Origin of the sequence: Allorhizobium pseudoryzae (genome assembly GCF_011046245.1) — a bacterium.
Classification (GTDB): domain Bacteria; phylum Pseudomonadota; class Alphaproteobacteria; order Rhizobiales; family Rhizobiaceae; genus Neorhizobium; species Neorhizobium pseudoryzae.
In genome coordinates this window covers 1,133,961-1,156,445 of sequence record NZ_CP049241.1, presented here as the reverse complement: position 1 = coordinate 1,156,445, position 22,485 = coordinate 1,133,961, and the positions used below count along the sequence as shown (strand labels likewise).

The 22,485-nt window shown below is 62.6% G+C and carries 22 protein-coding genes and 1 tRNA gene; 6 read left to right on the top strand and 17 right to left on the bottom strand.

Features of this window, described 5'->3' with window-relative positions:
• Positions 1–88: 88 nt before the first annotated feature.
• From lysA to argH, 3 genes are all read right to left on the bottom strand, one after another.
• Positions 89–1,357, bottom strand: a complete 1,269-nt coding sequence (lysA, locus tag G6N78_RS05720) for a diaminopimelate decarboxylase (RefSeq protein WP_165216434.1) — start codon at positions 1,355–1,357, stop codon at positions 89–91.
• A 15-nt stretch (positions 1,358–1,372) separates the two neighbouring features.
• Positions 1,373–1,567 carry an LPS translocon maturation chaperone LptM gene (gene lptM / locus G6N78_RS05715; RefSeq protein ID WP_165216432.1) on the bottom strand — a complete coding sequence of 65 codons (195 nt, stop codon included), beginning with the start codon at positions 1,565–1,567 and terminating at the stop codon, positions 1,373–1,375.
• 107 nt (positions 1,568–1,674) lie between these two features.
• Complete coding sequence (gene argH, locus G6N78_RS05710) at positions 1,675–3,078, bottom strand: argininosuccinate lyase (RefSeq protein WP_165216431.1); 1,404 nt, start codon at positions 3,076–3,078, stop codon at positions 1,675–1,677.
• A gap of 24 nt (positions 3,079–3,102) precedes the next feature.
• Between argH and tlpA the strand changes: the two genes are divergently transcribed.
• A complete protein-coding gene (gene tlpA / locus G6N78_RS05705; RefSeq protein WP_165216429.1) occupies positions 3,103–3,762 on the top strand; it encodes a thiol:disulfide interchange protein TlpA in 660 nt (219 codons plus the stop codon).
• Between the two features lie 12 nt (positions 3,763–3,774).
• On the opposite strand, the gene G6N78_RS05700 is transcribed toward tlpA, so the two are convergent.
• Positions 3,775–4,647, bottom strand: coding sequence for a 3-hydroxybutyryl-CoA dehydrogenase (locus tag G6N78_RS05700; protein ID WP_165216428.1), 873 nt, complete (start codon positions 4,645–4,647; stop codon positions 3,775–3,777).
• A 289-nt stretch (positions 4,648–4,936) separates the two neighbouring features.
• On the opposite strand from G6N78_RS05700, the gene G6N78_RS05695 reads away from it, so the two are divergent.
• Positions 4,937–7,402, top strand: a complete 2,466-nt coding sequence (locus G6N78_RS05695; RefSeq protein ID WP_165216426.1) for a methyl-accepting chemotaxis protein — start codon at positions 4,937–4,939, stop codon at positions 7,400–7,402.
• An 89-nt stretch (positions 7,403–7,491) separates the two neighbouring features.
• Here G6N78_RS05695 and G6N78_RS05690 read toward each other — a convergent pair whose 3' ends face one another.
• The 6 genes from G6N78_RS05690 to G6N78_RS05665 form a co-directional block, all read right to left on the bottom strand.
• Positions 7,492–8,421 carry an electron transfer flavoprotein subunit alpha/FixB family protein gene (locus G6N78_RS05690; protein ID WP_165216425.1) on the bottom strand — a complete coding sequence of 310 codons (930 nt, stop codon included), beginning with the start codon at positions 8,419–8,421 and terminating at the stop codon, positions 7,492–7,494.
• 25 nt (positions 8,422–8,446) lie between these two features.
• Entirely contained in the window at positions 8,447–9,196 is a 750-nt protein-coding gene (locus G6N78_RS05685) for an electron transfer flavoprotein subunit beta/FixA family protein (protein ID WP_165216423.1), read from the bottom strand.
• Positions 9,197–9,355: 159 nt separating this feature from the next.
• A complete protein-coding gene (locus G6N78_RS05680) occupies positions 9,356–10,078 on the bottom strand; it encodes a rhomboid family intramembrane serine protease (RefSeq protein ID WP_165216421.1) in 723 nt (240 codons plus the stop codon).
• A 39-nt stretch (positions 10,079–10,117) separates the two neighbouring features.
• Positions 10,118–10,696: a cob(I)yrinic acid a,c-diamide adenosyltransferase gene (locus G6N78_RS05675; protein ID WP_165216420.1), complete on the bottom strand. Its 579-nt coding sequence runs from the start codon at positions 10,694–10,696 to the stop codon at positions 10,118–10,120.
• A gap of 2 nt (positions 10,697–10,698) precedes the next feature.
• Positions 10,699–10,896: a twin transmembrane helix small protein gene (locus G6N78_RS05670; protein ID WP_165216418.1), complete on the bottom strand. Its 198-nt coding sequence runs from the start codon at positions 10,894–10,896 to the stop codon at positions 10,699–10,701.
• Between the two features lie 21 nt (positions 10,897–10,917).
• A complete protein-coding gene (locus G6N78_RS05665) occupies positions 10,918–11,751 on the bottom strand; it encodes an SDR family oxidoreductase (RefSeq protein WP_165216417.1) in 834 nt (277 codons plus the stop codon).
• A 65-nt stretch (positions 11,752–11,816) separates the two neighbouring features.
• On the opposite strand from G6N78_RS05665, the gene G6N78_RS05660 reads away from it, so the two are divergent.
• Positions 11,817–12,767, top strand: a complete 951-nt coding sequence (locus G6N78_RS05660; RefSeq protein WP_165216415.1) for a YihY/virulence factor BrkB family protein — start codon at positions 11,817–11,819, stop codon at positions 12,765–12,767.
• Here the strand turns inward: G6N78_RS05660 and gluQRS are convergent.
• The gene (gene gluQRS / locus G6N78_RS05655) at positions 12,732–13,613 is read right to left on the bottom strand and encodes a tRNA glutamyl-Q(34) synthetase GluQRS (RefSeq protein ID WP_165216413.1); all 882 of its coding nucleotides are present in this window, start codon (positions 13,611–13,613) and stop codon (positions 12,732–12,734) included. The two genes, G6N78_RS05660 and gluQRS, sit on opposite strands and share 36 nt — an antisense overlap.
• Positions 13,614–13,646: 33 nt before the next feature.
• Between gluQRS and G6N78_RS05650 the strand changes: the two genes are divergently transcribed.
• Positions 13,647–14,288: a DNA-3-methyladenine glycosylase family protein gene (locus G6N78_RS05650; RefSeq protein ID WP_165216411.1), complete on the top strand. Its 642-nt coding sequence runs from the start codon at positions 13,647–13,649 to the stop codon at positions 14,286–14,288.
• Positions 14,289–14,387: 99 nt separating this feature from the next.
• Complete coding sequence (locus tag G6N78_RS05645; protein ID WP_165216410.1) at positions 14,388–14,945, top strand: HNH endonuclease; 558 nt, start codon at positions 14,388–14,390, stop codon at positions 14,943–14,945.
• 21 nt (positions 14,946–14,966) lie between these two features.
• On the opposite strand, the gene G6N78_RS05640 is transcribed toward G6N78_RS05645, so the two are convergent.
• Complete coding sequence (locus tag G6N78_RS05640) at positions 14,967–15,482, bottom strand: disulfide bond formation protein B (protein WP_165216408.1); 516 nt, start codon at positions 15,480–15,482, stop codon at positions 14,967–14,969.
• 193 nt (positions 15,483–15,675) lie between these two features.
• Here G6N78_RS05640 and G6N78_RS05635 point away from each other — a divergent pair.
• A tRNA-Leu gene (locus G6N78_RS05635) sits at positions 15,676–15,760 on the top strand.
• A 79-nt stretch (positions 15,761–15,839) separates the two neighbouring features.
• On the opposite strand, the gene G6N78_RS05630 is transcribed toward G6N78_RS05635, so the two are convergent.
• The 5 genes from G6N78_RS05630 to secA all read right to left on the bottom strand — a co-directional run bounded on the left by G6N78_RS05630 (position 15,840) and on the right by secA (position 22,264).
• Positions 15,840–16,208, bottom strand: a complete 369-nt coding sequence (locus tag G6N78_RS05630) for a DUF4189 domain-containing protein (RefSeq protein WP_165216406.1) — start codon at positions 16,206–16,208, stop codon at positions 15,840–15,842.
• A gap of 8 nt (positions 16,209–16,216) precedes the next feature.
• Complete coding sequence (locus G6N78_RS05625; protein WP_234905888.1) at positions 16,217–16,528, bottom strand: hypothetical protein; 312 nt, start codon at positions 16,526–16,528, stop codon at positions 16,217–16,219.
• A 154-nt stretch (positions 16,529–16,682) separates the two neighbouring features.
• A complete protein-coding gene (locus tag G6N78_RS05620) occupies positions 16,683–17,969 on the bottom strand; it encodes a GNAT family N-acetyltransferase (protein ID WP_165216403.1) in 1,287 nt (428 codons plus the stop codon).
• Positions 17,962–19,386 carry a lipopolysaccharide biosynthesis protein gene (locus tag G6N78_RS05615; protein WP_165216401.1) on the bottom strand — a complete coding sequence of 475 codons (1,425 nt, stop codon included), beginning with the start codon at positions 19,384–19,386 and terminating at the stop codon, positions 17,962–17,964. Before G6N78_RS05615 ends, G6N78_RS05620 begins: the two co-directional genes overlap by 8 nt.
• 169 nt (positions 19,387–19,555) lie before the next feature.
• Positions 19,556–22,264, bottom strand: a complete 2,709-nt coding sequence (gene secA / locus G6N78_RS05610) for a preprotein translocase subunit SecA (RefSeq protein ID WP_165216399.1) — start codon at positions 22,262–22,264, stop codon at positions 19,556–19,558.
• Between the last annotated feature and the right edge of the window lie 221 nt (positions 22,265–22,485).

Below are 22,485 nucleotides of genomic sequence, written 5' to 3'. Positions count from 1 at the left end.
GAGGGCAACCTTCCGGTTTGCCCCCGCTTTCTGGCGGTTTCGCTGAAATGTGAATGCTAATGGACCGGCAGAACCAGGTCTGGCGGGCTCACGCCAGCCAATCGGGAAGGGAATCGAGCCCGATCAATTCCTCATAGGTCGTGCGCGGACGAATGACGTGGAATTCATCGCCCTTCACCAAAACTTCGGGAATCAGCAGCCGCGAATTGTAGGTGCCGGCCTGAACGGCGCCATAGGCCCCGGCAGAGGCGACGGCGAACAGGTCTCCCGCCGCAGGACGCGCCATCTCACGGTCAAGCGCCAGATAGTCGCCGGTTTCGCAGACGGGGCCAACCACGTCGGCCTTGATGCGGGGCGTATCCGTGGCCGGCAGCACGACGGGGCGGATGGCGTGATAGGCCTCGTAGAGCGTCGGACGGATCAGGTCGTTCATCGCGCCATCGACGATGACGAAGGTCTTGTCGCCGGCGTCCTTCACGAAGAGGACTTCTGTCACCAGGATGCCGGCATTGCCGACGATCAGCCGGCCCGGTTCCGTGACGATCTTACAGTTGAGGCTTCTCAATTGCGCCTTGACGATATGGGCATAGGCATCCGGGAGCGGCGGGGGCGTGTTGTCATCCTTGTAAGGGATGCCGAGGCCACCGCCGATATCGACGTGGTCGATCGTGTGGCCATCGCCGCGCAGGGTTTCCACCAGTTCGCGCAGCAGGCGGAAGGCATCCTCGAAGGGCTGCAGTTCGACGATCTGGCTGCCGATATGCATGTCGATGCCGCTGATATGGATGCCGGGCAGCGTCGCCGCATGGGCGTAGACGGCCCGTGCGCGCTCATAGGAAATGCCGAACTTGTTTTCCTTCTTGCCGGTGGAGATCTTCGCATGGGTGCGGGCATCGACATCCGGATTGATGCGGAAGGAGACATGCGCCTTCCTGCCCATCTTCTCGGCGCGAAGGTTGAGGATTTCCAGTTCCGGCTCGGATTCGACGTTGAAGCAGTAGATGCCGACGTCCAGCGCCAGATCCATTTCCGCCGGTGTCTTGCCGACGCCGGAGAACATGATGCGGTTTGCCGGGATACCCGCCGCCAGCGCCCGGCGCAGCTCACCGCCGGAGACCACGTCCACGCCGGCCCCCAGACGACCGAGCGTCTTCAGCACCGCCTGGTTGGAATTTGCCTTCATGGCATAGCAGACCATGGCATCGACATCAGAAAAGGCTTCCGAGAAGACGCGGTAGTGCCGCTCCAGCGTGGCCGTCGAATAGCAGTAGAAGGGCGTGCCGACCGCCTTGGCGATCTCGGGAATGGCAACGTTTTCGGCGTGCAGAACGCCGTCGATATACTGGAAATGGTTCACGGGGGCGTGCTCGGCTTAGAGAAGCGGATCGAGAAGGAATGGGCGATCGGCGACCGGCTGGTTCTTGTGGCCTGGCGTTTTGCGCACGTTCTGCTGGTCGATCGGCGTGCTCGGCTTGTCGAGCGACCCTTTGCGGCCACAGCCGGTGACGGCGATACCGGCAATGCAGAGCACGATGGCGATGCGGGCAGTGTTGCGCAGGGTCGACATTCTTCTTCCTTTATCGGATGGCCCTTGGCAGGGGCCTTTATCTGCAAGAGGGCTGCCTGTTCTTAGCGAAGTTCAGCCCGCTTGTGCAGTCAATTCTCGTGATGAAATCAGTTGCGCGACCGCCACCAGGCAATCTGCTTGCGCACTTCGGACGGCGCCGTGCCGCCAAAGCTGACGCGGCTTGCGACCGACGCATCGACGGAGAGCACGTCGAACACCTTCTCGGTGATCGAAGCATGGATCGACTGCAGGTCGGACAGTGACAGGTCGGCAAGATCGCAGGCCTTCTCTTCCGCCATGGCAACCGCGCGGCCGGTCACATGGTGGGCGTCGCGGAACGGCAGGCCCGCCTCGCGCACCAGCCAGTCGGCAAGATCGGTGGCGGTCGAATAACCGGAGCCGGCGGCGGCGCGCATGCGGTCGGTGCGTACCGTCATGTCGCGCACCATGCCGGCCATGGCGGCAAGCGCCAGTTCCAGGTTCTCGGCGGCATCGAAGACCTGTTCCTTGTCTTCCTGCATGTCCTTCGAATAGGCGAGCGGCAGACCCTTCATCACGGTCAGAAGCGCCACCAGCGAGCCGTTGATGCGGCCGGTCTTGGCGCGCACCAGTTCGGCGGCATCCGGGTTCTTCTTCTGCGGCATGATCGAGGAGCCGGTCGAAAAGGCATCCGACAGGCGAATGAAACCGAATTGCGGCGTGGACCAGATGACGATCTCTTCGGCAAAACGCGACAGGTGGACGGCGCAGATGGCGGCGACCGACAGGAATTCGAGCGCAAAGTCACGGTCGGAGACGGTGTCGATCGAGTTGCGGGTCGGTTCGCGGAAGCCGAGCGCCTGCGCGGTCATGTGACGGTCGATGGCAAAGCCGGTGCCGGCGAGCGCTGCGGCGCCGATCGGGCTTTCGTCCAGGTGGTCGATCGCGTGGCGGACACGGGCACGGTCACGGCCGAACATTTCGACATAGGCCATGCAGTGGTGGCCGAAGGTGACCGGCTGGGCGGTCTGCAGATGGGTGAAGCCCGGCATGACCGTATCGGCATGCTCTTCCGCCTTGTTAAGCAGGGCGGCGATCAGGTCGCTTAGCATGGCCTCGTTCTTGGCGAGTTCTTCCTTGACCCAGAGGCGGAAATCGAGCGCCACCTGATCGTTGCGCGAACGGGCGGTGTGCAGGCGACCGGCGGCGGGGCCGATCAGCGTGGCGAGCCGCGCCTCGATGTTCATGTGGATGTCTTCGAGCTTGCGGGAGAACTCGAAACGGCCTTCCTGGATTTCTGACAGGATCGTGTTCAGGCCTTCGACAATCTTGTCTTTATCTTCGGCGGAAATGATGCCCTGTTTCGCCAGCATGGTGGCATGCGCGATTGAGCCGCGGATATCCTGGGCGTAGAGCTTCTTGTCGAAGCCGATGGAGGCATTTATCTCCTCCATGATGGCGTCCGGTCCCGAGGCAAAGCGCCCGCCCCACATCTGGTTGGAGGAAGCCTGGTCCTTCGTGCCGTCTGCCATGAGTATCCGTCCTGGAGTGTTGAAATGCCGAACAAGAGACCCTTTGGTCTGCCGTCCGCCCGCCTGATCCTGATTGCTGCCGTCGCCGGCATCATTGCCGGTGCCGTGGCGGTATACGTGAAGCCGACCCCGTCTGGCAATGCCGCTGAAACGGCGGAAACGCAGTGCCAAGGCGCGGTTCAGCAGGCAAAGACCGTTTCCGAACTTGCCAAGGGCGATATTGCCGCGCTGACGGGAGCCGATACACCCCGCCGGCTGCAGGCGCTCACCTTCAAGGGGCCGGACGGCGACGCGCTGACGCTGTCGAACTTCGAAGGCAAGACGGTGCTTCTGAACCTCTGGGCCACCTGGTGCGTGCCCTGCCGCGAGGAGATGCCGGCCCTCAACAACCTGCAGGCCGCCAAGGGCAGCGACCGGTTCGAGGTGGTGGCGATCAACATCGATACCGGCGGCGACGAGAAGCCGAAGGCTTTCCTGGAGGAGACCGGCGTGCACAGGCTCGCCTATTATCGCGACAGTTCGATGGGCGTGTTCAATGCGCTGAAGAAGGAGGGACTCGCCTTCGGCCTGCCCGTCACCCTCGTCATCAACCGCGAGGGTTGTCTGATCGGATCGATGAACGGGCCTGCCGCCTGGGACGGCGAACAGGCCAAGACGCTGATCGACCGGGTGTCTGCTCTCTAGTCCCTTGAGGACTTAGCGCGTCGGAACCGGCACTTCGCCGCGGTAGTCGTAGAAACCGCGGCCGGACTTGCGGCCGAGCCAGCCTGCTTCGACATATTTGACGAGAAGCGGGCAGGGGCGGTACTTGCTATCGGCCAGCCCGTCATGCAGCACCTGCATGATCGACAGGCAGGTATCGAGGCCGATGAAATCGGCAAGCTGCAGCGGTCCCATCGGGTGATTGGCGCCGAGTTTCATCGCCGTATCGATGGCCTCGACGGAGCCCACGCCTTCATACAGCGTGTAGATCGCCTCGTTGATCATCGGCAGCAGGATGCGGTTGACGATGAAGGCCGGGAAATCCTCCGCGACGGTGACCGTCTTGTCGAGCGAGGCAGCGAATTCCTTGGCGGCGCGAAACGTCTGCTCGCCGGTCGCGATGCCGCGCACCAGTTCCACCAGCTTCATCACCGGCACCGGGTTCATGAAATGGATGCCCATGAACTGTTCCGGGCGGTCGGTGCTGGCGGCCAGACGGGTGATCGAGAGGGAGGAGGTGTTGGTGGCGAGAATGGCTTCCGGCTTCAGCACCGGGCAGATCTGGCCAAAGATCTTGCGCTTGACGCTTTCATCTTCCGTCGCTGCTTCGATGAGGAGGTCGACCGGCGCGAGATCATGATGATCGACGGTGCCGCTGATGCGCGACAGCGCCGCCTTGCGATCCTCGTCGCTCATCTTGCCGTTGGAGACCTGACGGGCGAGATTGCCGTTGATGGTGGCAAGGCCCGCCTCGATCCGTTCGGCGGACAGGTCGTAGATCGTCACCTTGTAGCCGGCCAACGCGCTGACATGCGCGATACCGCAGCCCATCTGACCTGCTCCAACAATTCCGACATTCGTGATCATGACGCCCCGTTTCTCATCAAGAGGTATTACGGCTGCAGCGATTGTAGCGCTGGCCCCGCGGATGCCCGGAGAGGGCCCCGCACTCTACCCCGAAGTGATAATGCCGCAATGCGAGATTTTCCAGCCCCCGGTGCCATTTCCGTGCAGACTGCGCCTAAAGCCTCCGCCTCTCAAGCCGGCGGATCGCGCAGAATTTAGGCAGATCTTAAGCGAATTGGGAAATGCTCCCCGGTGAAGAAGACAGCCGGGTTTGTGCTTTAGGCTGGGTTATAGGCGGGAAAGAGACGCAATGCGGATTGCAAGCAAGCTGCCAATTTTCGTGACACTGGTGGTGATCTGCTCCATCGGGGCGGCCAGCTTTGCCGGTCTTTTCGAGAGTTCGCGCGTGGTAAAGGCGCAAGCGATGGAAAAGCTCGAGGCGACGGCGGACGGCCGGCGCAACGAGGCCGAGCTCTACTTCGCCAACATGCTGACCAACCTGCGCTCGCTGGCCGGCATCGCGACCACCGGCGAGGCGCTGCACAAGTTCCGCCGTGACTGGCGCTACCTGGGCGACAAGCCGCGCGAGACGCTGACCGACCGCTACATCACCAACAACCCAAACCCCGCCGGCAAGCGGGCTGACCTCGATACTGCGCGTGTCGATACCTATGACAGCAACCATGCGCTCTATCATCCGGCGCTCTATGCCTCGCTGAAGCGCTACGGCTATGCCGACCTCTACCTGATCGATGCGAAGGGCACGATCATGTACACGGTGCAGAAGAATGCCGAATATGCCGCCAACATTGCCGATCCGGAGCTCAAGGATACGGCGCTGGCAACAGCGTTCCGCGCCGTGGCGGAGACCGAGGATCGCGAACAATACGCCTTTTCCGATTACGTGCTCTACGGGCCGCAAAAGCAGGCCATGACATTCCTGGCACTGCCGCTGTTCATGAACGACATCAAGGTCGGCGTGATCGTGGCTGCCATTCCGGCAACGCGCCTCAATGCCATGTTTGCCAACCGGACCGGCCTTGGCCAGACCGGAGAAACCCTGCTGGTCAATGAAGCCGGCGTCATCGTGACCGACTCGGCCCTGACGAGTGACAACGACGCACTGCTCGGCAGGATCGATGCGCCGATGGTGGCAAGCGCCATCGGAGGCCAGAAGGTGACCGATACGCTGACCGGGTATCGCGATCGGGTGAGTTATGCGGCGGCGACGCCGCTTGCGTTCGGCGGGCACAAATGGGCGGTCATCGCCGTGATGGCGGAGGATGAGGCGCTCTACAGCCTCGTCAGCATGCGCAACACGATCCTGATCATGGCGGTTGGCATCCTGGTGCTGGCAATCATCGCGGCGGTGCTCTTGTCGCGCAGCATTTCCCGGCCGATCCGCGAGCTGGTCGATGCGATGGCGAAGCTTGCCGGCGGCGATACCTCCATCGCGCTGAAGGGCGAAAAGCGCTCGGACGAAATCGGCGACATGGTGCGCTCGGTTGCCGTGTTCCGTGATGCGGCGATCGACAAGATGCAGCTCCAGAGCCAGGCGGAACGGGACCGGCAGATGTCCGAGGAGGAGCGTGTCGCGCGGGACCGCGCCCGGGCGGATGAAACGGCGCGTCTGCAGCAGACCGTCGAGATCCTTGGCGCCGGCCTGCAGCGGCTGGCTTCGGGTGATCTTGCAACCACCATCGACACCCCCTTTATGGAAGGCCTTGACCGTCTGCGCACCGACTTCAACCAGTCGATCCGCAACCTCTCCAGCACGCTGCAGCAGGTCTCCAACAATACCGCTTCGATCAACGGTACCGCCGCCGGCATGGTCTCGGCGACCGACGACCTGTCGCGGCGTTCCGAACAGCAGGCAGCGGCGATCGAGGAGACCTCCGCCGTTATCTCGCAGATCCTGGAGGCGATCCGCGTTTCGACCGACCGCGCCGCGGATGCCCGAAAGATGGTGGCCGAGGCCAAACACTCGACCGACAAGTCGGGCGAGATCGTCACTTCCGCCGTCGATGCCATGAGCCGGATCGAACAGGCATCCAAGGAAATCTCGCAGATCATCAACGTGATCGACGAGATCGCCTTCCAGACCAATCTCCTGGCGCTGAATGCCGGTGTCGAGGCGGCACGCGCCGGTGAAGCCGGCAAGGGTTTTGCGGTCGTGGCGCAGGAGGTGCGTGAACTGGCGCAGCGCTCTGCCCAGGCGGCACGCGAAATCAAGGAACTGATCGGCAAGTCGGGCGATGCGGTGAAGACCGGCGTGCACCTGGTGCAGGACACCGGCACGGCGCTGGACGAGATCGCGGTGCAGGTGTCGCGCATCAACGAGCGCATCGGTTCGATGGCCGAGGCTGCCGGTGAGCAGGCGGAAAGCGTGCGGGAAATTTCCACCGCTATTCGCCAGATGGAGAATGCGACTCAGCAGAACTCGCAGATGGCCGAGCGGACCAACAACGACATGGCGAAACTGACGCAGGATGCGCAGGCGCTGTCGGGTCTCGTTTCCCGTTTCCATCTGTCGGAGGATCAGGCGCCGCCAACGCTGGGCCGACCGCTGCTCGATCTGCCGCTGCCGGTCTCGGTGCCGTCACGGCCAGCCGGTTCGGCGCCTGTCGCCAAGCCGCGGATCAAACCGGCGGATGCGACCAGCCGCCAGATCAGCTCTCCGGCGCGCGACCTCCTCAATAAGGTGGCGCAAGGCATCCAGTCTGCCGCCGGCGGCGCGCCGGCGAAGAGCGGCGATCAGAACTGGGAAGAATTCTGAGTTTCGTTTGTGAAAACAAAGAGAAAGGCCGCGCCCGGTAACGGACACGGCCTTGTCTTATGGTGTGATGACGGGCTTTGCGGAAGGGCTCAGAGCGCCTTTTCAAGTTCCGGCAGGATCTGGAACAGATCACCGACCAGACCATAATCCGCGACCTGGAAGATCGGGGCTTCCTCGTCCTTGTTGATGGCGACGATCACCTTGGAATCCTTCATGCCGGCGAGGTGCTGGATGGCACCCGAAATGCCGCAGGCGATATAAAGATCGGGGGCGACCACCTTGCCGGTCTGGCCGACCTGCCAGTCGTTCGGCGCATAGCCCGCATCGACAGCGGCACGCGAGGCACCGACGGCTGCCCCCAGCTTGTCGGCGAGCGGCAGGATGACCTCCTGGAACTTCTCCGACGAACCCAGCGCGCGGCCACCCGAGACGATGATCTTCGCCGAGGTGAGTTCCGGACGGTCCGAGGAGGAGAGCGCATCTTCGACGAAGGTGGAGAGGCCAGGATTTGCGGTGGCCGAGATGGTCTCGACAGCTGCCGAACCGCCATCGCCTGCGGCGGCGAAAGCCGCCGAACGCACGGTGATGACCTTCTTGGCGTCGGTCGACTGCACGGTCTGGATGGCGTTGCCGGCGTAGATCGGACGCTTGAAGGTGTCGGCGGAGACCACTTCGATGATTTCCGAGACCTGCATGACGTCGAGAAGGGCTGCGACGCGCGGCATGACGTTCTTGGCGGACGCGGTGGCGGCAGCCATGATCACGTCATAGGCGCCGGAGAGCGAGACGATGAGATCGGCAAGCGGCTCGGCCAGGCTGTTGGCGTAGCCCGCGTCGTCGGCGAGCAGCACCTTAGAGACGCCGGAGAGCTTTGCCGCGGCATCGGCTGCAGCCTGAGCGCCGGCGCCAGCCACCAGCACATGCACGTCGCCGCCGATCGTGGCAGCGGCCGTCAGGGCCTTGGCGGTCTGATCCGAGACGCTTGCGCCGTCGTGTTCTGCGAGAAGAAGAATAGCCATTGTTCGTGTTCTCCCTGTCGTATCCTTAGAGGACGCCTGCTTCGACCTTGAGCTTTTCGACCAGTTCGGCGACGCTCTTGACCTTGATGCCCGCCTTGCGGCCGCCGGGCTCTTCCGTTTTCAGGACCTTGAGGCGCGGCGCGAGATCGACGCCGAAATCGGCCGGAGCCTTCTTGTCGAGCGGCTTCTTCTTTGCCTTCATGATATTGGGCAGAGAAGCATAACGCGGCTCGTTCAGGCGCAGGTCCGTCGTGACGATGGCCGGCAGCTTGACGTCGATCGTCTGCAGGCCGCCATCGACTTCGCGGGTGACCTTGGCGCTATCGGCGGAGAGTTCGACCTTCGAGGCAAACGTGGCCTGGCCCCATTTCAGGAGGGCTGCGAGCATCTGGCCGGTCTGGTTCGAGTCGTCGTCGATCGCCTGCTTGCCGAGGATCACGAGGCCGGGGTTTTCCGCCTCGACCACACCCTTCAGCAGCTTGGCAACGGCGAGCGGCTCGACCGCTTCATCTGTTTCGATCAGGATGCCGCGGTCTGCGCCCATGGCGAGTGCCGTGCGGATGGTTTCTTCCGCCTTGGCCGGGCCGATGGAAACCACGACGATCTCCTCCGCCTTGCCGGCTTCCTTCAGCCGCAGAGCCTCCTCCACGGAGATTTCGTCGAACGGGTTCATCGACATCTTCACGTTGGCCAGCTCGACGCCGGTTCCGTCCGCCTTCACGCGGATCTTCACGTTGTAGTCCACAACCCGCTTCACAGGCACCAGGATCTTCATGACTTCCTTCCTCAGATAAAACCAGTGGGGAAAATGCGGCCTCTCCCAAGCGGCCGATTGTCAATGGGCGACATGGATACGCATTTTTGCACCGAACACAAAGGCTTTTCGGCTTTTCCTGTCGTGCAATTTGGTCATCCCCCCATTCCCGAGGGGGGATCAGGAGGGGTCTTTCAGTTCAACCGCGCGCGGCACAACGACCCGGCGATCAAAGAGCGGAACGCCCGGCCGCCGCATCGCCACCACGAGAACAGTCCCCGCCAGGATGCCGCCAACATGGGCGCCCCAGGACACCATTCCCTCCAGATCCAGCCCCAGCATGATGAATTGCTGACCCACCCAGAGCAGCAGCGGAATGAAGGCCGGCAGCGGCAGCGGAATGCGGAAGAAGACCAGCGTCCACAGCCGCACGCGCGGGTGGAGGATGAGATAGGCGACGACGATGCCGGACACGGCTCCGGAGGCGCCGATGAGCGGCGCTTCAGAAAGCGGGTTGATCAATCCATGAAACAGGGCACCGGCTGCAGCGCAGGCGAGATAGAACAGCAGGAACCGAATGTGCCCCAGTGCATCCTCGACATTGTCGCCGAAGACCCAGAGGAAGACCATGTTCGAGGCCAGATGCCAAAAATCGAAATGCACAAAGGCGTAGGTGACGAAGCTCAACTCGCCCGGCAGGATGTCGAGGGCCGGCGGCAGAACCGCGTGCTCGAAGGCGACCGCCGGAATGAAGCCGAGCGTCAGCGCCGCGAGATCAGCCACGCCCGCCGGGGCGACGGTACCGAAGGCCCAGACGAGAAAATTGGCGACGATCAGACCGATCGTCACGTACTGAGCGCGAATGTGCTTCAGGTGATTGACGTCGTAGAGCGGAATGAACATCGGTGACCTTCTACTCCGCTCTTTGCGCCATGATCGCTTCTATCTGTTCTTGCCCGGAACCCAGAGAATGTCTGCCTTGCCGCCGCCATTGGCATAGCGGGCCGCGACAAACAGGAAATCCGAGAGCCGGTTGATGTATTTGAGGGCAGGGCCACCGACGATCTCGCCCTCCAGTTTCGAGAGTTCGACCATCAGCCGTTCCGCCCGGCGTGAGATGGTGCGCGCCACATGCAGCTGTGCGGCTGCCGGCGAGCCCCCGGGCAGCACAAAGGAGGTGAGGGGATCGAGATGGGCATTCAGCGTGTCGATCTCGCTTTCCAGCCGATCCACCTGCGACTGGACGATGCGCAGCGGTTCCCATTCCACCTTTTCGCCGGTCTCCGGCGTGGCCAGATCGGCGCCGAGGTCGAACAGGTCGTTCTGGATGCGAAACAGCATGCCGTCGAGTTCCGCCATGGCACCGGTGTGCAGGCGGACAACGCCGATCACCGAATTGGTCTCGTCCACCGTGCCATAGGCATCCACCCGCAGGTCGTGCTTCAGGCGGCGGGGGCCGGTGACGAGGCCCGTCGTCCCGTCGTCGCCGGTGCGGGTATAGATCTTGTTGAGTTTCACCACGATCAGCGCCCTCCGCCGGTCAGCCAGAGCGTCAGCATGATCAAGACGATGGCGATCGCCTGCAGCATGACGCGCAACTGCATCAGCTTGTTGGATTTGTTGGCATCCTTACCCTGCAGCATGTTGAACAGGCCGCGGATCAGGACGAGAACCACGAGACCCATCACGATGAGGGCCAGGATGGTGGTAAAGCTGGACATGGAGATGCCTTTTCTGGGGTTTCAGTCCGTCTTACGCAGGAGCCTGTAGAACAGATCTGCCGGCAGTAGCCGCTTCAGCAACACACCCTGCTTGGCGGGTTTCGTCACGAGGTAATGTGGCCGAGGGCGCGGGGCATTCAAGGCATGCAACAGAACCTCATGCACGGCCTCCGGCCCGAGCTTGTGTTTGTTGATCGGCCCGGACCCATCCAGTCGCGCCAACTGCCGCTTGTATTCGCGCGCATGGGCCGAGTTCTCGACATCGATATGGGCTTCGATGGCCGCCAGCGCATTGGCGGTGAATCGCGTCGTGATCGGGCCCGGCTCGATCAGGCTCACAAAGATGCCGCTGCCGTCGAGTTCCATCCGGAGCGTGACGCCGAGGCCCTCGATTGCGTGTTTGGAGGCGTTGTAGGCGCCGCGATAACGGTAGGGCACGAGGCCGAGGATGGACGAACACTGGACGATACGGCCCTTACCCCGTGCCCGCATGAAGGGAATGACCTGCCGCGTCAGTTCGTGCCAGCCGAAGACATTGGTCTCGAACTGCAGGCGCAGCACGTCGGTCGGCAGATCTTCGACCGCACCCGGCTGGCCATAGGCGCCGTTGTTGAACAGGGCATCGATCCGACCGCCGGTACGCTGGCTAACCTCCGCAACCAGGGCGTCGATCGTCTCCTGCTTGGTGTAATCCATCACCAGGGTTTCGATGCCGTCCGCTTCGAGGGCGGCGACATCCTCCGGCTTGCGCACGGTGGCGAAAACACGCCAACCGTCCTTGTTGAGGGCGCGGGCGCAATAGGCTCCGATCCCGGATGAACAGCCCGTGATGATGATCGTGCGCGGATCGGACATGGCCCCTCCCTGTACATTGCCTCTGCATTTCCCATATTTGGGCTTCAGTGACAACGGAGTTCCCCTTGAGCGAGCAAGGACAGACGATCCGGCCTTTCCGGCTTTGCTTCAAAGTCTTTTATGACGCCTATTGTCATTTCAACGATGACGATGGCTGGGCGCTGGCAAGCCATGTGGCGCTGTCCGGCCTGCTGGCGCTGTTTCCGTTCCTGATCTTTGGTACCGCGCTTGCCGGATTTCTCGGCGCCAACAGCTTTTCCGATACGGCGGTGCATCTTCTCTTCGACACGTGGCCTTCGGATATCGCCGAACCGCTGGCGGCGGAGATCCGCCGGGTGCTGGAAATTCCGCGTGGCGGGCTCCTGACGATCTCGGTGCTTGCCGCGGCCTATTTCGCCTCCAACGGGGTGGAGGCGCTTCGCATTTCGCTGAACCGGGCCTACCGGGTGGCGGAGGACAGGGCCTGGTACGTGACGCGCCTGGCGAGCCTCGGTTACGTGATCGTGGCGGTGGTGATCTTTGCGGCGATCAGCATCGTGCTGGTGGCGATCCCGATTGCCATTCGCTATGCGGGGGCGCGTCTGCCCTGGCTGCAGGACGAACTGACGCATATTTCAAGCTTCGGACTGCTCGGCACGGCGATCGTGCTCTTCCTCGGCCTCATCGTCTGCCACAAGTGGCTGCCGGCCGGAAACCGCAGGCTGATCGACATCCTGCCGGGGATTGTCCTCACGCTGATCTGCTGGAGCGCCTTCGGCTTTGCCTTTGCCTCCTACTTGTCCACCTTTGCCAATTACGCCGCCACCTATGCCGGCCTCGCCTCGGTGATGATCGTGCTGGTCTTCCTCTACATGGTCGGGGTGATCTTCATGCTGGGGGCGGAGGTGAACGCGGCGCTGATGAAATACCGCGTCTATTCGACCCTCAAGCATGCCCGGCGGTCTGCCACCACTCCCGTTCCGGCGCTGGATGAGGTGCCGTCAGAGGCCCAGCAGATCGCGAATATCCGCCGGTGAATGGCCGGAGGCGCGCAGCGCCGCAAGCCCGGTCGATCCGTGGCTCTTCGAGAGCTTGCGCCCGTCCGGACCCATGATCAGCCGGTGATGGTGGTAAAGCGGCTGCGGCAGATCCAGAAGCTGCTGCAGCAGGCGGTGCACGGAGGTGGCGTGGAAAAGGTCGAGCCCGCGCACGACATGGGTCACACCCTGCGCCGCATCATCAACCACCACCGACAGATGATAGCTGGAGGGCGCGTCCGAGCGGGACAGGATCACGTCGCCCCAGGCGGCCGCATCGACGGCAATATCGCCTTTATCTCCGTCGCCGGTTTCCGTCCAGGTGAGGGGGTGTCCGACCAGCGCCAAGGCTTTCGTCATGTCGAGCCTGAGAGCGTGGCGAAGCCCGCTCTGCAGCAGCCTCTGCCGTTCCGCCGGGCTTCGCTCCCGATCATCCGGCGGATAAAGCGGCGCGCCATCCGGATCGCGCGGCCAGGTCCGTCCGGCCGCCTCCGCCGCATGCACGCGGGCCTTCACCTCGCCGCGGGTCAAAAAGGCCGGGTAGATCAATCCCTGGTCTTCCAGCTTTCGCAACGCCGCATGATACTCCGCCACATGCTCCGACTGACGGCGGACCGGCTCTTCCCAGGCAAAGCCGATCCAGGCGAGATCGGACAGGATCTCGTCTTCGAATTCCGGACGGCAGCGCGTCTGGTCGATATCCTCGATGCGCAGGAGAAGACGTCCGTGTGCCGCCCGTGCCATCTGCTGATTGATGAGGGCGGACAGTGCATGCCCGAGATGCAGGAAGCCGTTGGGGCTTGGGGCAAAACGGAAGACCGGGTTTTGACGTGCGGTGTGGGCCATGATTTCTTCTGCCACGAATCGGGAGGCAATTCGATGGCCGTGATACGGGATGAGCGCGATATTGCGGAAGGGCTTGCGGCGCTGATCGATCTGGATCCGGCGTTACGACCCGTGATCGAGGCTGCAGGTCCGGTGCCGCTGCGCCTTTCCGAACCGGGATTTGCCGGGCTTGCGCATATCATCGTCTCGCAGATGGTCTCGAAAGCCAGTGCGAATGCCATCTGGTCGCGGATGCTGGCGCAGGGTCCCGTGACGCCGGAGCGCTTTCTGGCCCATGCGCCGGAAGTGGTGGCGGGGTTCGGCCTGTCGCGGGCGAAGACAGTCACGATCTCAAGCGTGGCGCAGGCGATCGTCGATGGCGAGCTCGACCTCGCGCTGCTGGGCAAGGTATCGACCGACGAGGCGATGGCACGGCTCGTGGCGCTGAAGGGCGTCGGTCCCTGGACGGCGGAGGTCTATCTGATGTTCTGCCTTGGCGCGCGCGACATCTTTCCGGTGGGTGACGTGGCGCTGAGGGCCGCCCTTGGCCACGCCTTTGCCATGCAGGAGCGCCCTTCGCTGACGCTTACGGCGGAACGGGCGGCCCTGTGGCGTCCGTGGCGCTCGGTCGCAGCGCGTCTGTTTTGGGCCTATTATGCCCGGGAAATGCGGGGCGACGCGCTCCCGGTGACGTGATCGCCTGCGACAGCGGCTGCGTCATAAATTCGGCTTCACATTCCTGTAACAACAGACCTAATATAGAAAGGACATAAGCCGAATCGGTGAGGAGCGTCCGTGACGATTGCAGTCTCCCCGCAGGCCCTGCCGGCGCTCGTCTTGAACGCTGACTACCGGCCGCTGAGTTATTACCCCTTGTCGCTGTGGTCCTGGCAGGACGCGATCAAGGCAGTCTTTCTTGACCGTGTGAATATCATCGCAGAGTATGATCACTCGGTATCCTCTCCCACCTTCTCGATGCGATTACCGAGTGTCGTCAGTCTCAAGACCTACGTTCAGCCCACTCGAAACCCCGCCTTCACCCGCTTCAACGTTTTCCTCCGCGACAAATTCGAGTGCCAATATTGCGGTTCCCGCGAGGATCTGACCTTCGATCACGTGATACCCCGGGCCCATGGCGGGGAAACGACCTGGGAAAACGTGGTGGCGGCCTGCTCCCCCTGCAATCTCAAAAAAGGCAGCAAACTTCCCAAGCAGGCGGGCATGCACCCCCACCAGGCGCCCTACCAGCCGACCGTGCAGGACCTGCACAACAATGGCCGGCTCTTTCCCCCGAACTATCTGCACGAAAGCTGGATGGACTATCTCTACTGGGATACCGAGCTGCAGCCGTAAACCCGGCGTCGCTGGGGCGGATCAGCCGCGCCGCGCCAGAGCGGAGCGGAAGGCAAAACCTGCGAGAACCACGCTCGCGATGACATTCCAGCCGGCAAAGGAAAGACCGAGCACCCGAAGCGCTGCTTCCGTGCAGGACGGCCCCTTGATGGTGTTGATGTCGCTCAACAGGTTAGCGGCGCTGGTCGTCATGCCGTTTGCCGTCGTGGAGCAGGTAGCCGGACCTTCCCAGAAACCCCACTCGACGCCCGAATGGTAGACGCCCATGCCTGCGCCGATGATCATCATGATGCCGACGATAGCGATGAGGCCACGGGTGACCGCGGGCGGCAGGCGGAAGGCCGCGGTGGCCAGCGCGCCGAGCGCCACTGGAATGCCCCAGTAATAGGGCTCGCGCTGCAGAAGGCAGAGCGCGCAGGGGATATAACCGCCGATATGCTGGAAACCGAGCGCCGTTCCGACGGTTGCCGCCATGCCGATCGCCAGAATGGCGGACTGCGCCATCAAGGTGCGGCGGGTTTCGTCTGTGGCAGCCATGGTGATCTCCGGACGCTTGACTTCGTGGCTCCTGCTCTAATCGCCGCGTCCAGGCCTGTAAATGTGAAACAGGCCCGGCGCATCACTCTGTCACGGGCAAATCTTTGTGAGATGCAAGAAGATTGTCAACGGGATGCCTGTGTGCTTGCGCGAATAGAATTTCCTGTGCTAGAGGGCAACCACCACTTTCGATGCCCCGTTGGCGGAATTGGTAGACGCGCCTGACTCAAAATCAGGTTCCGAGAGGAGTGCTGGTTCGATTCCGGCACGGGGCACCACGATTTCTCATTTTACACATATCTCGCTGAAGATCTCCGCCGCCATCAGGGTTGATAGCGGCGGGCGCAAAAGCGTGCCTTACTGGCAGTCGGAGACGACGATCTTGCAGTTCGGGCAATCTTCCAGCGCGTTGCGTTCGGCTTCGCGCAGGGTGGCGCCCCAGCCGATGCCATACTTTACGCGGTCGCCGGCATAGGCGCCGCAGGTCTCGAACCAGACGGCCACTTCGCATTCGTCATTGCCGGCGGACAGGCATTCGCGCATGGCGTTGCGTTCTGCTTCCTTCCTGGTGCTGCCCCAACCGACGCCGTAACCTGCTTCATGGGCGGCTGTGCCCTGCGAATCGTTGACGGCAATCGCACCGAAAGCCAGTGCGCTGGTGCAGGTTGCGAAAAGGCCTCCGGCAACAAGGGCGGCCTTGATGATGTGTGTGCGAAATACGGTCATGGCGTGCCTCAGTTCTTCGACAGGCTGATGGTGTAGGAGCCCATGGCGCACAGGTCCTGCGTATCTTCCAGCGTTTCGATGTTGGAATCCGCAGTAAACTCAAAGCGCATGTCATACTGGCAGACGGATCGACCATCGCCGATGGTGATCTCCATGCTTTCGCCGGGCTCGATAACGTCGGCTCCGAAGACGTCTTCTTCCCAGTTATTCACCCCAACCGGCGAGGTGAAGAAACGTTCTATTGTTCCGTTCGTGTTGTTCTTCAACGTAAAGACGAGATCTTCGGCTTTCGACGTCGAAATCGTTGCTGCCAGTGCCATCAAGGCCCCCGCAACAATGGATGCAGTCCTGATCATGTTGGATCCCCGTACCCAAAATCGGGCGGATATTTCCTAGCATAACCAACGGCGCCTTCAACGGGGGGCATCATTAAGTATTAATGTTAGCAATTCAGAGAAACGCCGGGCGCAGACCTCATCCGTCGCGGCCGGCCAGCCCCATGATCTTCTCGCGCAGGATGCGCGCCATGTTGCGGGTGTTGCGGTAGAGATGCAGCTGCGCTGCCACCTGCCGAACGTCGCGGTCAGAGGATTCGTGCAGGCCGATGACCAGCGTGCCCATCTCTTCGCGCTCCGTCCAGAGCCTGCTCATGATCGGATGGTCCGGCACTGCGCAACTGTCGGTCCGCAGGATGTTGGCATCCTCGAGATGCCAGTCGGTGACCTTCATCATCAGGAGCTTGCCCGGCGAGAAGCGGGAAAATTCCTCATCATAGGCGGTCTTCCAAGTATAGGCTTCGCCGGCCATGAGGAAGACGATGAGCGAGGCGATGGCGCGGCCGTTCCAGTCGAGCGTGTGGATACGCACACCGTCTGCTTCCGCCAGGTTACCGATGGCTTCGCGGGCGAAGGCAGCGCGGTAGCGGTCGCTGATTAGGGCAGACCGCTTACGGCCCTTCCAGCCCCTGGCTTCCAGCGCCAGGAATTCTTCCGTTCGCCGGCGGATATCATCCGGTTGACGGGCCACCTCGTAAGTCAGGGTGCCGGTTTTTTCGATATTGCGCCACAGGCGGCGCATTTCCCGCAGATGGTGCGCTGAAACGGCCTGGCGCAGATAAGATTCTCCGTCGAGATCACTTTCCAGCGTGGGGCGCTGATAGGGGCTTGTGACCGTGAGCGGCAGGTTCCTGGCGACGGCGACGGCCCGCATCAGCTGCGTGAGACGGCCGTTCAGCCGCAGGTCCGGCATCACAAGCACCCTGGGCAGGCGCGCCTGCTTGTCGGTCAGCGCTTCCAGCAGATTGTCCAGCGTTTCGGCGGCATCCTCCGCATCGACGAGCGGCGTGCCGAGCGGACCGAAGGGGTTCGCCCAGACACGCAGGATGGAGGCGCCGACGGCAAAACCGGGCTTCTCCACGGAAAATGGCATCAGCAGGCGCATGCGGCTGGTGCGGTCGCTCTGGTCGCGGATGAGCGCGAGCCTCACCTGACGGTCCTCGACGCGGGGCATGGCCGGCGCCAGCATACGGCCGCTGAAGAAGACATTCGGCTCCATCACGCGGTTGGAGAGGAAGTCGAGTTCCTCCTGCAGGTCATAGCCCATCGTGGCGGGATAAATGGAGAGCGAGCGACCCGGGCGGCCGACCGGCACTTTCACCGGCGCGTCGGGGATCTCGACGGTGGGGCGCTGGAAACCGCTGCCCGTCGGCAAGGAAGGGGCCGCTTCGGTCAGCGGACGGGCGACGGGCGGGATCTCAACCATGCCGGTCCGACCTTTCTGCGCCAGCTGTCGAGGGGTTGCCGGCAAAGGCGAAGAGAACGATGCCGAGCGTGCGGCGCACCGTGACGTGGAGGAGGATCGCCTCGATGATCATGGCCAGCGCCGTTGCGGATGCCGCACCCGCCAACCCGAAATGCGGAATGAGCGTTATGTTGAGGCCGATATTGCAGGCGAGGATGAAGGCGTAGAGCGCGACACACAGCGTTTGCCGGCCGGCCATGTTGAGGAGGACTTCACCGGGGCCGACGGAGGATTTTGCCAGGATGCCCGTAAACAGGATGACCATCAGGATATAGCCTTCCGTGAAAGCCGGTCCGAAGAGCGAAAGCAGGAATTCGCCAAGCGCAAGAACCGTAAGGCCAACGGCGAGCGCCGGCCAGAAGCTCCAGCGGGCGGCCTGGACGGCGAAGGCGGCGAGTGCCGTCTGGTCGTTCTCGGCCATGATGGCGGAGAAGCGGGGGGCTGCCGCGGCCTTGACGGAAAAATAGACGAACTGGACGAGCGCGATCGATTTTGCCGCCGCATAATAGACCGCGACCTGATCGGGCGGCAGATAAAGCCCGACGACCACGACATCCGAATTGGTGAGCAGGAAACCGATGCCATCGACGAGGAAGAGCGGGAAGGCAAAGCGCATCCACGGGCCGATATCGAAGGCGAGGTTCCCCCGGCCGTGCAGCCGCTTCAGCCGCATCGTGACGCGGACGAACTGGAAGATCGTCGTCAGATAGGTTGCGGCAAGCGCTGCCTCCATGGCGGTGCGGGCGGCGCGTGGCTGGCCGAGCCAGACGGCGATCAGCATGAAGGCGAGAATGAGGAGCGGGCGGATGATGTAGGTGGGGCTGAGCGCCGTTACCGTCCAGCCATTGGCGCGCGCGGTGCCGTCCAGAACGTCGCCGAGCGCAATCATCGGCAGGGTGAACAGCGAAAGGATCACCGGGATCATCCAGTAGTCCGGGATGATGTGGTCGAAGACCTGCAGGAAGACGAAACCGGACGTGGCCAGCACCGTGGCGGCCAGCATGGCGAGCACGCGCGCGGTCCAGTTCAAGCCGCGCAGCAGCTCGATTTCACCGCGGGTGGCATGCTGCGCCAGAAACCGGATGACGGCGGTGTGGAGACCGAGGCAGGAGAGATTGCCGAAGACGACGACCAGCACCCAGACAAAGGCGAAGATGCCGTATTCGAACTCGCCCATCAGGCGCGCCATGATGATCTGCGAGACGAAGGCGATCGCGGCACTGATGACGCGGATGACGAAGGCGATCAGCGCCATGCGCTGGGCACGGGCGGTTTCGTCGCTGCCGGCCAGGATCGGGGCAAGCTTCCGGGCGATCGGCAGAAGCCGAGTCCGGAGGCTGAGCGGGATGAGCTTCTCCGCTGTTTCGATCACTGTCATGTAAGGCACGCACTACCCGTGGGACGCAGGACTTTCCGCCGGCGACTATGAGCCCGACAGGGTTAAGAAACGATTGCCCGCGGTTGCATTGGCATGCGCTCGCGCTTCGCCGAAAAGCAAAAGGGCCGCCCGAGGGGCAGCCCTTCAACATGCATCTCTCGCAATCGCGTCAGGCCTGTTCGAAGGCGCCGTGGCAATGCTTGTATTTGCGGCCCGACCCGCAGGGGCAGGGCTCGTTGCGGCCGACCTTGCCCCAGGTGGACTGGTCCACGGGGTCGCGATCTTCCGGTGCAACGGCCGGCAGGATCGCGGCCTGGGCGAACTCATCCTGGCCGGTCGTCGCGTCGATGTGGTGGGCCTGCATGACCGGCGGCGGTTCCGGGGCCGGCTGATCGCGGACCAGTTCCACCCGCATCAGCTGGGCAGTGACCGCCTCGCGCAGGTTCGCCAAAAGCGCCTGGAAGAGTTCGAAGGCTTCCGCCTTGTATTCCTGCAGCGGATCACGCTGGGCGTAACCGCGGAAACCGACGACGGAGCGCAGGTGGTCGAGGTTGACGATGTGCTCGCGCCAGAGGTGATCCAGCGTCTGCAAGAGCACGGAGCGCTCGACATAGGTCATGATTTCCGCACCGAAACGCTCCGCGCGGTCCTGGGCGGCGGCATCGGCCGCCTGCATCAGGCGCTCGCGGATATCGTCCTCCGCAATACCTTCCTCCTGCACCCATTCCTCGATCGGCAGATCGAGGTTCAGCAGGCGCTGAGAGGCTTCCTTCAGGCCCGCGGCATCCCACTGTTCGGCGTAGGCGCGCTCAGGGATGTGCTTCGTCACGAGGATATCGACGACCTCATGGCGCATGTCGGTGACGGTCTCGGTCAGATCCGTCGCATCCATCAGCTCGATGCGCTGTTCGAAGATCACCTTGCGCTGGTCGTTGGTGACGTCGTCGTATTTCAGCAGGTTCTTGCGGATGTCGAAGTTGCGGGCTTCGACCTTCTTCTGGGCCCGTTCCAGCGCCTTGTTGATCCAGGGATGGACGATCGCCTCGCCTTCCTTCAGGCCGAGCTTCTGCAGCATGCCGTCCATACGGTCGGAGCCGAAGATGCGCATCAGGTCGTCCTGCAGCGACAGGTAGAACTTGGAGCGGCCGGGGTCGCCCTGGCGGCCGGAACGGCCACGCAGCTGGTTATCGATGCGGCGGCTTTCGTGGCGTTCGGTGGCAATCACGTAGAGACCGCCGGCGGCGAGCGCCTTTTCCTTCAGCTGCTTGACCTCGGCGCGGATGGCCGCTTCCTTGGCGTCGCGCTCCGGACCGGGCTCCATGCCTTCCAGTTCGCGCTCAAGACGCATGTCGATATTGCCGCCGAGCTGGATGTCCGTGCCGCGGCCGGCCATGTTCGTCGCGATCGTGACGGCGCCCGGCACGCCGGCCTGGCTGACGATGTAGGCTTCCTGCTCGTGATAACGGGCGTTCAGGACGTGGAACTTGTCGAAGCCCGCCTGCTTCAGCATGGCGGCCAGCAGTTCTGATTTTTCGATCGAGGTGGTGCCGACGAGAACCGGCTGGTTGCGCGCGTGGGCGGTCTTGATCTCTTCGATGATCGCCTTGAACTTTTCCTCGTTCGTCCGGTAGACCTCGTCGTCCTCGTCGATACGCTGGATCGGCAGGTTGGTCGGCACTTCGACCACGTCGAGCCTGTAGATGTTGGCGAATTCCTCCGCTTCCGTCGAAGCCGTACCGGTCATGCCGGCGAGCTTTTCGTACATGCGGAAATAGTTCTGGAAGGTGATTGAAGCCAGCGTCTGGTTTTCCGGCTGGATCTGCACCTTTTCCTTGGCTTCCAGCGCCTGGTGCTGGCCTTCCGAATAGCGGCGGCCCGGCATCATGCGGCCGGTGAACTCGTCGATGATGACGATCTCGTTGTTGCGGACGATGTAGTCCTTGTCGCGCTGGAACAGCTTGTGAGCCTTCAGCGCGTTGTTGATGTGGTGGACGATCGCGACGTTCTCCACGTCATAAAGCGACTCACCCTTCAGCAGGCCCGCCTGGCGGAGGAGGTTTTCGAGCTTCTCGGTGCCGGCTTCGGAGAAGTTGGCCGAGCGCTGCTTCTCGTCGATTTCGTAGTCTTCCGGCGAGAGCAGCGGAATGAAGGTGTCGATCGTGTTGTAGAGGTCAGAGCGGTCGTCCAGCGGGCCGGAAATGATCAGCGGCGTGCGCGCCTCATCGACCAGGATCGAGTCCACTTCGTCGACGATCGCGAAATTGTGGCCGCGCTGCACCATCTGGCCGCGGTCGTACTTCATGTTGTCGCGCAGGTAATCGAAGCCGAGTTCGTTGTTCGTCGCGTAGGTGATGTCGCAGGCATAGGCGTCGCGGCGCTGCTCATCGTCGAGGCCGTGGACGATGACGCCGGTCGTGAGCCCGAGGAAGCCGTAGAGCCTGCCCATGATGGCGGCGTCGCGGCTGGCGAGATAGTCGTTGACGGTCACGACATGCACGCCCTTGCCGGACAGCGCGTTCAGGTAGACCGGAAGCGTTGCCACCAGCGTCTTGCCTTCGCCGGTCTTCATTTCGGCGATTGCGCCTTCATGCAGGATCATGCCGCCGGTCAACTGCACGTCGAAGGGGCGCATGCCGAGAACGCGGCGCGAGGCCTCGCGCACCACGGCAAAGGCGGGAGCAAGGATGTCGTCGAGCGACTTGCCGTCGGCAAGCTGCTGCTTGAATTCCTGGGTCTTGGCTGCCAGTTGCGCGTCGCTCAGCGACTTGATGTTCTCCTCAAGCGCGGCAATGGCACTGATGCGGGAACGATAGGAGCGTACACGGCGGTCATTGGCTGAACCGAAGAACTTGCGGGCAATCCCACCAAGGCTGACCATACGAATGGTCCTTTCTAGACTGATGTGTCATCACGTGACCGGTTCACCCAACATCTGTCTGCCAATTTACACAGGCAAAATGCCGGTTCTGCCCGGAAACTCTTCTGGACGCGAAGTAGCGTGACAGATAAGAGGGGGGTCGAATGATGTCAACGGTTCCGGCAGATACAGAAAGGCCATAATCCGGTGTTTCTGAGAGTGTTCCGGCCGGTCATGCTTGC